Annotated in this window: 9 protein-coding genes; 3 read left to right on the top strand and 6 right to left on the bottom strand. The window is 69.1% G+C overall.

Going from position 1 to position 9219, the window contains the following annotated elements; translation table 11 throughout:
* Positions 1–280 (top strand): aminoacyl--tRNA ligase-related protein (locus tag LJE69_RS07765; protein ID WP_367114641.1); only part of this gene is annotated, 280 nt, incomplete at its 5' end.
* Positions 281–548: 268 nt separating this feature from the next.
* Here LJE69_RS07765 and LJE69_RS07770 read toward each other — a convergent pair.
* The 4 genes from LJE69_RS07770 to LJE69_RS07785 form a co-directional block, all read right to left on the bottom strand.
* Positions 549–710 (bottom strand): hypothetical protein, encoded by a 162-nt coding sequence (locus LJE69_RS07770; protein WP_296923596.1) that lies wholly within the window; start codon positions 708–710, stop codon positions 549–551.
* An 86-nt stretch (positions 711–796) separates the two neighbouring features.
* Positions 797–1432, bottom strand: coding sequence for a V-type ATP synthase subunit D (locus LJE69_RS07775; protein WP_296923599.1), 636 nt, complete (start codon positions 1430–1432; stop codon positions 797–799).
* A 109-nt stretch (positions 1433–1541) separates the two neighbouring features.
* On the bottom strand, positions 1542–2993 hold the full coding sequence (locus LJE69_RS07780) for a deoxyribodipyrimidine photo-lyase (RefSeq protein WP_296923602.1): 1452 nt from the start codon (positions 2991–2993) through the stop codon (positions 1542–1544).
* Positions 2994–3096: 103 nt separating this feature from the next.
* Entirely contained in the window at positions 3097–3864 is a 768-nt protein-coding gene (locus LJE69_RS07785) for a hypothetical protein (RefSeq protein ID WP_296923605.1), read from the bottom strand.
* A gap of 191 nt (positions 3865–4055) precedes the next feature.
* On the opposite strand from LJE69_RS07785, the gene LJE69_RS07790 reads away from it, so the two are divergent.
* A complete protein-coding gene (locus LJE69_RS07790; RefSeq protein ID WP_296923607.1) occupies positions 4056–4565 on the top strand; it encodes an N-acetyltransferase in 510 nt (169 codons plus the stop codon).
* A 54-nt stretch (positions 4566–4619) separates the two neighbouring features.
* Here the strand turns inward: LJE69_RS07790 and LJE69_RS07795 are convergent, their stop codons facing one another.
* The gene (locus LJE69_RS07795; RefSeq protein WP_296923610.1) at positions 4620–4847 is read right to left on the bottom strand and encodes a hypothetical protein; all 228 of its coding nucleotides are present in this window, start codon (positions 4845–4847) and stop codon (positions 4620–4622) included.
* 263 nt (positions 4848–5110) lie between these two features.
* A complete protein-coding gene (locus LJE69_RS07800) occupies positions 5111–6043 on the bottom strand; it encodes a histone deacetylase family protein (RefSeq protein WP_296923613.1) in 933 nt (310 codons plus the stop codon).
* 220 nt (positions 6044–6263) lie between these two features.
* On the opposite strand from LJE69_RS07800, the gene LJE69_RS07805 reads away from it, so the two are divergent.
* Positions 6264–8945, top strand: a complete 2682-nt coding sequence (locus tag LJE69_RS07805; RefSeq protein ID WP_296923616.1) for a bifunctional acetate--CoA ligase family protein/GNAT family N-acetyltransferase — start codon at positions 6264–6266, stop codon at positions 8943–8945.
* Positions 8946–9219 lie beyond the last annotated feature (274 nt).

Below are 9219 nucleotides of genomic sequence, written 5' to 3' on the forward strand. Positions count from 1 at the left end.
GACTTACGACCTGGAGGTCTGGCTGCCGGGCCAGGATCGCTACCGCGAGATCTCCTCCTGCTCCAACTTCGCGGACTTTCAGGCGCGCCGGCTGCAAGCGCGCTGGCGCAACCCGGAGACGGGCAAGCCCGAGCTGCTGCATACGCTGAACGGCTCCGGACTCGCCGTCGGCCGCACCCTGGTCGCGGTGATGGAGAACTACCAATACGCCGACGGCAGCATCCGCGTGCCGGATGCGCTCGTGCCCTACATGGGTGGGTTGGAGGTGCTCAAGCCCTGACGCGGCGTCGGTCACCAAGCCGTGGGGGCGGCGTCCCCGCCGCGAAGCCCTGGGGGCGCCGAGTTGCACTCGGCCCGCCGCCGGCGCGGCTCGATGCCGCGTCGGCGGCGTCTGGGACACGTGCGTGCGGCTCAATGCTTGTCAGCGTGAGTACCCGCCGTAGAGCGCCCGCCGCGGGCATTGAGCCCGCGGCGGGCGCGGCCGACTGCAAGTCGGCGCTCCCAGGCCGACTGCATAAGCGGCGCCCCCCGGGGCGCCGCTCATGCAGTCACTGCTGGTCGCTCCCGGCCTGCTTCTCAGATGCGGCTTTCCCTTTCGTTTCCCGCTCTTCCTTCAGCTGCTTCAGGTTGCGCATCTGGGACTGATAGAACCAGACGACGGCGCCGACGATGACGAGCAGCTCGAGACCCTTGAGGGCGCTGGTGTCCATGGGCTGATGACTCCGGATGTCGAGGGTGGGACTTGGCGCGCGCGGCGCCGTTCGGTGCTTTTCGATATCGATGCTTCACCGCCCCCTCAACCGAACGCCCGATCCTCGCCGCGCTCGCGCAGCACCTTCACCTGAAACAGGGTGTTGCGTTCTTCCTCTTCCAGCGCGGACTGGATGAAGTGGATGGTGCGCCGATACAGCGGGATGATGTTGTACTTGAGCGCGTTGACCCGTTTCTGTGCCTTGCGCTGCTCCTCCATGAGCCGGTGCAGCGCGATCTCCACCTCGCCGAGCTGCGCGAGCACCACGGCGGCGTCGGCGAGGCGCTCGCGGGTGTTGTCGAAGCTCGTATCGCTGCCGAGCAGGCCCACCGGCTCGATGGGCCGGCGCTCTGCCGTAACCGCCGGGTACTCCACCCCGAGCGAGCGCCGCGGCAGGATCTCCACGTTGAACGCTGGCTGGGCGCCGAGCGCCGCCTGGTGCAGCCCGCGGGTGCCCATGCGCAGGTGGGTGATGCCGAGGCAGCGGTATGCCTCCTCCAGTGCCCGGGTGCTCTCTGCGCGCAGCCGCCGGTACTCGCCGATGCGCTCGTACACCAGACGGGTGAGGAGCTCGCGCTTGCGCTCCAGCAGGTCGTGACCCTCCTCCAGGAATTTCACCTGCTTCTTCAGGGTCAGCAGCGTGTTCTTGGTGGGTGGGACTTTCAGGACTTGTTGGGTCATGGGGGCGAAGGGGCAGGTCGAAGTGGCGGAATCGGCGATTGGTGCGCCGACAGGGTAACCCGACAGACCGCCGCGGGCGAACGGGCCACGTCAAGTTCATGGCGCCATGTCAGGATTGCTGCTTGATCTGCTCGTAGGCCGCCAGCGCCTCGTCGCGGGAACGTTGCAGGTCTACCATCGGCGCCGGGTAGTCACGGCCGAGCTGCACACCAAGCCCCTCCAGCAGCGCCGGCTTCGCGGTCCAGGGCTGATGGATCAGCCGCTCCGGCAGCGCCGCGAGCTCCGGACACCAGCGGCGCACATAGTCGCCGCCGGCATCGAAGCGCTCGCCCTGGCGCACCGGGTTGAAGATGCGGAAGTAGGGCGCCGCGTCGGCGCCGCAGCCGGCGGTCCACTGCCAGCCCTGGGTGTTGTTGGCGAGGTCCGCGTCCACCAGCGTGTCCCAGAACCAGCGCGCGCCCTCCTGCCAGGGCAGGCGCAGGTTCTTGGTCAGCAGCGATGCGACCACCATGCGCACCCGGTTGTGCATCCAGCCGGTGTGCCAGAGCTCGCGCATGCCGGCGTCGACGATGGGGATGCCCGTTTGCCCGCGCTGCCAGGCTTCGAGCAGCCCCTCGGCGCCGTCGGTGCGCCACGGGAAGCCGGCGAACCTGGTGTCCAGGGGTTCCGCTGGGGTGTGCGGGAAGTGAAACAGCAACTGCATGCTGAACTCGCGCCAGCCAAGCTCGCGCAGGAAGGAGCCGGCACCGCCCGCGGTGATGTCGGCGCGGGCGTCGCGCACCGCGGCCAGGACCTGGCGCGGGCCGATCTCGCCCCAGTGCAGGTGCGGCGAGAGTTGCGAGGTGCCAGGCTCGCCGGGCAGGTCGCGGCGCTCGCCGTACGCGTCCAGGGCCTGCCCGAGGAATCGGCGCAGCCGTGCCGCCGCACCGGCGGCGCCGGGCTGCCAGGTATCGGCGAGCCCTTGGTCCCAACGGATGCGCGGCAGTAGACCCAGGGCGTCGATGGGCAACGACTCCAGCGCCGCCGGAACCGGCGGCAGCGCGCCTGGCGCTGGGAGTGGGGCGGCCACGTCGGTGAGCTTCTGCGCACACTGCCGCCAGTAGGGGCTGAACACCCGATAGGGCTCGCCCGCGGTGGTCTGCACTGTCCAGGGCTCGAACAACATCGCGGCGTTGTGGCTGTCGCAATGGAGCCCGTCGCCGCGCAGCGCCTGCTTCACCGCCGTGTCCCGGGCGATGGTGGCGGGCTCATATAGGCGGTTCCAGTGGCATTCCACGGCGCCCGTGGCCTGGATGAGCCGGCGCAGCGCCGACAGTGATTCGCCTTGGGCGACGACGAGCCGCGAGCCCGCGTCGGCAAGGTCGGCGGCAAGCGCCGTCAGCCCGTGATGCAGCCACCACCGGGATGCGCCGCCCGGCTGCCATGGGGCCTCTTCACCCGGGGCGTGGATGTAGACGGGAATGACCTGCGCGCAGCGCTCGAGGGCTGTTGCGAGCGCGGGGTTGTCAGCGAGCCGGAGGTCGCGGCGGAACCAGACGATGGCCGTTCTCGGCGTGGACATGGCGGGCCTCGTGTGCCGGCTGCGTCAGGTCGTGCCGGGCGCCTCGTCGCGGCCCGCGGCTTGCCCGCCTCGCACCAGATGGCGCGAGGTGCGCGTGAGCCTCCTAGAGTCGGGGCCGGCGCTGGATGATCCAACCCAGGCCGGGGAGAACCAGCCAAACCGGCAAGGGGGCGGGCGCCGCCGCGAAGGGACCGGTGGTCAGGGTGATGCGCCCTAGGGTGAAGTCCGCGCCGGCGCTGCCGGTGTCGTCGCCGAGGAAGAGGTTGCTCGGCACTTCGTAGGGGTCCGGAAAGGCGCTGCCGGCCGAGTAGTCGCGTGTCGCCCCGGTGAATATTTCAACGCCGTCGGCGAAGAGAAAGAAATCGCCGCCCGAGATTGTCAGATCGTAGAGAATCGTGCCGATCGTGGTGTCATAGGCGATGCCGTCGCCTCTGCGAAACTGGTCGCCCACCAGGGTCTGAGACCAGATTTCGCTGGTCCAGAAGCCGAGCTCGATGCCGAACAGGTCCTCGCCAACGATGAGCGCGCTGAAACCCGCGCGATTGATGTTGGTGCCGTGGTCCTCGGCGTGGAGATCGAGTTCGAAGGACAGGGTGAAGCCGTCTGCCGGGTCGAGTTCCGGGAAGCTCGACGAGACCGGCACCCAGAAGCCAGGAATGTGGCTGAAGAAGCCCGCCGAATCGCCGCGGTCGCCCGTGGTGTCGAGCTGCACACCGCCTGCGACCGCCTGTGGGCCCGGGTCGGAGCCGCTGAAAAAGTCGTAGAAGTAGGCCATGGCGCCCTGATCCTGGGGCATGTTGCCCCGGGTGTCGTCGTAGAGCAGCAGTTGCGCAGCTCGGGCGCCGAGCGGCAGGGCGAACAGCAGGGCCACACCGGCAGTGCGCAAGCAAATCGATATCGACATGGGGATTATCCCGATCAAAGGGGCGAGTGGATTATCGTGCAACCCAGAGGGCGGCTCAACCGAGCGCCCGGCGGCCCGATGGAGTCAGCATTCGGCTGAACTTGCCTCATCAGCGTTCCTGGAATTACCGGCATCGCTGTGCGCAGCCCGAGAACATCATGCCCAACGCGCCAGTCGACCTCGTTAAAGCCGACCTGCACCGGCCTGAGCACGCCGCGGCCCTGCTCGCGGTACTCGATGCCTATGCGGCAGACCCGATGGGTGTCGGACGCCGGTTGGCACCCGAGGCGCGCGGGCGTTTGATTCCGGCGCTGCGCGCCATGCCCGGGGCCTTCCAGGTGCTTGCCTTCGCGGGCGGGCAGCCGGTGGGCGCCGCGGTGTGCTTCACGGGATTCTCCACCTTCCGCGCGCGGCCATTGACGAACCTACACGACCTCGCCGTCCTCCCCGCGTGGCGCGGCCGGGGCGTCGGTCGGCGGTTGCTGATCGAGGTGGAGACCTTGGCCCGCGCGCGCGGGCACTGCAAGGTGACGCTGGAGGTGCGGGAAGACAACGCGGTGGCGCTGGGGCTTTACCGGCGCCTCGGCTTCGGCTCCGGCGAGGGCGCCTGCGAAGGCGGCGTCCGCGCGGTGCAATACCTGTTCCTGGAGAAGCGCTTGTCGGATTGAGGTTCGGATCGGCCTGCGGTCCTGCCGCAATGGCTTGCCGTCCGGAGCCTGCCGTCACCCCGCCTGCTCCCGGCGGTGGTTGATGGTCTTGAACAGCTTGCGGGCGACGTAGCCGGCGTACTCTTCGACGTTCTCGTAGTCGCAGTCGAGCGCCAGGGCGGCCAGCGCATCGATGGACTCCCGCAGCCGCGCGATTTCGGTGAGCTGGCGGCCGCAGGTGACGCAGCGCTCGCCGTCGTCGCGGCACTCGTTCTTGCCGTGGCAGGGTTGGAAGCGGGCCATGGAGCAAATCCTCGTCGTGGTGTCTGACCCGCGATTGCAAGCAAGGATGGGGCCGGCTTTGGCGATCCGGGCTGATTGTCGTTGCCCGAGCGTCGGGCCTCCTGCGTCGGCCCGACCTACGGCTGGTCACACGTCGATCGGGCTGAGGAGCGAAGGTGAACATGGCGCCCGATGCAGTTGCCCGAGCGTCGGGCCTCCTGGCGTCGGCCCGACCTACGATGGCCGCGTCAAGAGAATCCGCGACTGGATTTCTTTATTTCCTCTCAGCCGTGCCCAATGAGCTCATCCACGTGCACCGCGACGCTGCGGCCGAGGGCGGAGAGGCTGTAGCCGCCCTCCAGACACGAGACGATGCGCCCGCCGGCATGGCGCTCGGCCAGGTCGTGCAGTTGCCGGGTGATCCAGGCGTAGTCCGGCTCGCGCAGGTTGAAGTGCGCCATGTCGTCCTCGGCGTGGCCGTCGAAGCCGGCGGAGATCATCACCAGTTGCGGCGCAAACGCGTCCAGCCGCGGCAGCCAGCGCGCTTCCACCGCGTTGCGGAAGGCGGTGCCGTCGGTGCGCGACGGCAGCGGAATGTTGATGACGTTGGGCGCCTTGCTGTCGGCGCCGGTGCCCGGGTAGAAGGGGTGCTGGAAGCTGGAACAGAACAGCACCCGCTCGTCGCCGGCGAAGATGTCCTCGGTGCCGTTGCCGTGGTGGACGTCGAAGTCGACAATGGCGATACGCTCGATGCCGTGCTCGGCCATGGCATGGGCGGCGCCCACCGCGACGTTGTTGAAGAAGCAGAAGCCCATGGCGGCCTTGCGCTCGGCGTGATGGCCCGGCGGCCGCACCGCGCAGAAGGCGGCGTGGTGGCGCTCGCCCATGACCAGGTCCACGGCATAGCCGGCGGCTCCCGCGGCGCGCAGCGCGGCGCTCAGGGTGCCGTGGTTCATGGCCGTGTCGCCGTCGATCCACACCAGCACGTCGTGGGCGGCCGGCGCGGCCTCGAACAGCATGTCCACATAACCGGCGTCGTGCACGCGCAAGAGCTGTTCGCGTGTGGCCTTCGGCGCGTCATAATGCGTTACCAGCATCTCCAGCCCGGCGGCGATCATGCGGTCGCTGATGGCGTGCAGGCGCTCGGGTACCTCCACGTGGTGGGCGCCCATCTGGTGCAGCCGGCAGTCTTCGTGCGAGATGTAGGCGAGATTCATGGTGGCGACCCCCAGGTTGCTCGTGGTGGGTGTGCGGGCGGCTTCCGGGTTGCTGCGGCGTCCTGCCGACCGTTGCCCTCTGGCTCGATACCCGCCGCGACGCCCCGGTGCGGATGTCCCGGGGTGTGATCCGCTTTGGGGCAATCGTGCCGCTGGCCGCTGCAATCTAATTGTCACAAGCTTAATGCTTTGTATGCGCCCGCGGGAGGGGCGAGTCTTCATGCGGCTGTCCGATGTCGACCAGTTGTTCGTGCCAGAGGCGGTGGCCGTGTTCGGCGCCAGCGAGCAGGAGGATGCCTTGGGCACGACGGTGTTCCGCAACCTGCTGGCTGGCGGGTTCAAAGGGGCTTGCTATGCCATCAACCCCAAGTACGAGGAGGTGCAGGGCCATCCCTGCTGGCCGAGCCTGGCCGCGCTGGAGAAGCACGTGGACCTGGCGCTCATCGCTACGCCGGCGGACACTGTGCCGGGCATCCTGGATCAGTGCGGCAACTTCGGCGTACGCGCCGCGGTGGTGCACTCGGCGGGCTTCGCCGAGAAGGACGAGCGTGGCGCCGTGCTGCAAGAGCGCATGGTGGAGGCGGCGCGGCGCAACCGCATCCGCGTGCTGGGGCCGAACTGCCTTGGGGTCATGCGCCCGTCCACCGGCCTCAACGCCGCGTTCGGCCCGGAGCTCGCGCTGCCCGGGCGCGTGGCACTGGTGTCCCAGTCCGGCGCCGTGTGCAGCGCCATGCTGGACTGGGCGCAGGCCCGACGGCTCGGCTACTCCGCGGTGGTATCGCTGGGTGCAGCGGCCGACGTGGACTTCGGCGACGTGCTGGACTACCTGGCGCTGGACCCGAAGACCCTGAGCATCCTCTTGTATGTCGAGGGCATTCGCGACGCGCGCCGCTTCATGAGCGGGCTGCGCGCCGCGGCACGCCTGAAGCCGGTGGTGGTGGTGAAGAGCGGCCGGCATCCGGCGGGCTCGCGGGCGGCCTTGTCCCACACCGGCGCCTGGGTGGGGTCGGCGGAGGTGTTCGCCGCCGCCATGGAGCGCAGCGGCGCGGTGCAAGTGGAGCGGCTCTGGCAATTGTTCGCCGCGGCGCAGGTGTTCGGTGCCGGGCGCAGGCTCCCCGGCAACCGCATCGCCATCATCACCAACGGCGGTGGACCCGGCGTGCTGGCCGCGGACCGCGCCGTGGAGCAGGGGCTGACCCTGGCCCAGTTCGGCGATGCCACCCGCGCCGCGCTGGAGCAGGCGCTGCCGAAGCACTGGTCGCACAACAACCCCGTGGACGTCATCGGCGATGCGACCGAGGCTCGTTATCGCGCCGCACTGGACGCCTGCATCGCGGACGAGAACGTCGACGGCGTGCTGGTGCTGCTGGCGCCGCTGGCGGACTGCGGTGACCCGACGGCCACCGCGGAAGAAGTGATCGCCGCGGCCAAGCAGACGCGCAAGCCGGTGCTCACCTGCTGGATGGGGCAGGCGAGCGTCGCCGAGGCGCACCGGCTGTTCTCCGAGGGCGGTGTGCCGCACTTCGAGTCGCCAGAGGTGGCCGTGGATGCCATGTCCTACCTCGCCGAGCACGGCCGCAACCAGAAGCTCTTGGTGCAGTCGCCGGGGCCGTTGTCCAAGCAGAGCGCGCCGGACGTGGAGGGCGCCCGGCTCATCATCGAGGGTGTCATGGCGGAGGGGCGCAAGACGCTCGGCACCATCGAGGCCAAGGCGGTGCTGTCGGCGTTTCGCATCCCGACCACCCAGGCGGTGCTCGCGCGCAGCCCTAACGAGGCGCTGATGGCCGCCGAGGCGCTCGGCTTCCCGGTGGTGATGAAGATCAACTCGCCGGACCTGACGCACAAGTCCGACGTGGACGGCGTGCGGCTCAACCTGAGCGATGCGCTGACCATCCGCCGCGCCTATAGCGAGCTCACCGAGCGCGCCGCCACGCTCCGGCCCGAAGCGCGCATCGAAGGTGTCACGGTGGAGCACATGGTGCCGACGCGGGCGGCGCGGGAGCTCATGGTGGGCGTGGCGCGGGACCCGGTGTTCGGCCCGGTCATCAGCTTCGGTGCCGGCGGCACGGACATGGAGCTGATGCAGGACCGCGCGCTGGGCTTGCCGCCGCTCAACGCCTTCATCATCCAGACCATGATCGCCCACACCCGGGTGGCACGGCTCATGGGCGCCTACAGCAACAAGCCGCCCATGAACCGCCAGGCGCTGGCGCGCATCCTGCAACGCGTCTCGGAGATGGTCTGCGAGCTGCCGGAGATCATCGCCATGGAGGTGAACCCGCTCATCGGCAACGACCTGGAAGTCATCGCCGTGGACGCCCGCATCCACGTGGACTATCGCCCGCCGCAGCAGTCGCTGTATGGACACATGTCCATCCATCCCTACCCGCAGCACCTGATCGAGCGGGTGCCGCTGCCCGATGGCACCGACCTCACCATCCGGCCCATCCGGCCCGAGGACGCCGAGATGGAGCAGGCATTCGTCCGCGGCCTGTCGGAGCAGACCAAGTACTTTCGCTTCATGCAGGCCATCAAAGAGCTCTCGCCCGAGATGCTGGTGCGCTTCACGCAGATCGACTACGACCGCGAGATGGCGCTGATCGGCGTGACGGTGGAGGACGGCCGTGAGGTGGAGGTGGGCGTGGCCCGCTACATGACCCGCCCCGGGGGCGACAGCTGCGAGTTCGCCATCGTGGTGGCGGACAACGTGCGCAGCCGCGGCATCGGCGCGCGGCTCATGCGCTCGCTGATGCAGAACGCCCGCGAGCGTGGACTGCGCATCATGGAAGGCGAGGTGCTCACCGCCAACACGCGCATGCTGGCGTTGGTGAAATCGCTCGGCTTCCGCATCGAGACCGACCGCAACGATCCGAGCGTCAAGCTGGTGACGAAGGTGTTGTGAGGGGTGTGGCGGATGCCGATCCCACAGCAATCGTTCCGAGCGCGCCGCGACCGTGGGAGCACCACTGCTGTTTGTGGAGCGATGGCTGCGGTGCGGTTATCTGCGGCTTGGTAGAGGATTCGGGCCTTCGCATGCTGCCTGGCCGCCCGTCGCGGCACCGAGAGTGCCGCTCCCACAAGGACTGCGCCCACAAGCGCGCTGCCGCTGTGGGAGCGCCACTGCTGTTTGTGGCGCGATGGCGGCGGTGCGGTTGCCTGCGGGTTGGTGGGGGACC

The sequence above is a fragment of the Thiohalocapsa sp. genome (assembly GCF_022340605.1).
Taxonomy (GTDB): Bacteria; Pseudomonadota; Gammaproteobacteria; order Chromatiales; family Chromatiaceae; genus Thiohalocapsa.

Coding starts and splice junctions, on each gene's coding strand:
- LJE69_RS07790 (WP_296923607.1), top strand. CDS start 4,056: ATGCCCAACGCGCCAGTCGACCTCGTTAAAGCCGACCTGCACCGGCCT.
- LJE69_RS07780 (WP_296923602.1), bottom strand. CDS start 2,993: ATGTCCACGCCGAGAACGGCCATCGTCTGGTTCCGCCGCGACCTCCGG.
- LJE69_RS07775 (WP_296923599.1), bottom strand. CDS start 1,432: ATGACCCAACAAGTCCTGAAAGTCCCACCCACCAAGAACACGCTGCTG.
- LJE69_RS07770 (WP_296923596.1), bottom strand. CDS start 710: ATGGACACCAGCGCCCTCAAGGGTCTCGAGCTGCTCGTCATCGTCGGC.
- LJE69_RS07795 (WP_296923610.1), bottom strand. CDS start 4,847: ATGGCCCGCTTCCAACCCTGCCACGGCAAGAACGAGTGCCGCGACGAC.
- LJE69_RS07800 (WP_296923613.1), bottom strand. CDS start 6,043: ATGAATCTCGCCTACATCTCGCACGAAGACTGCCGGCTGCACCAGATG.
- LJE69_RS07805 (WP_296923616.1), top strand. CDS start 6,264: ATGCGGCTGTCCGATGTCGACCAGTTGTTCGTGCCAGAGGCGGTGGCC.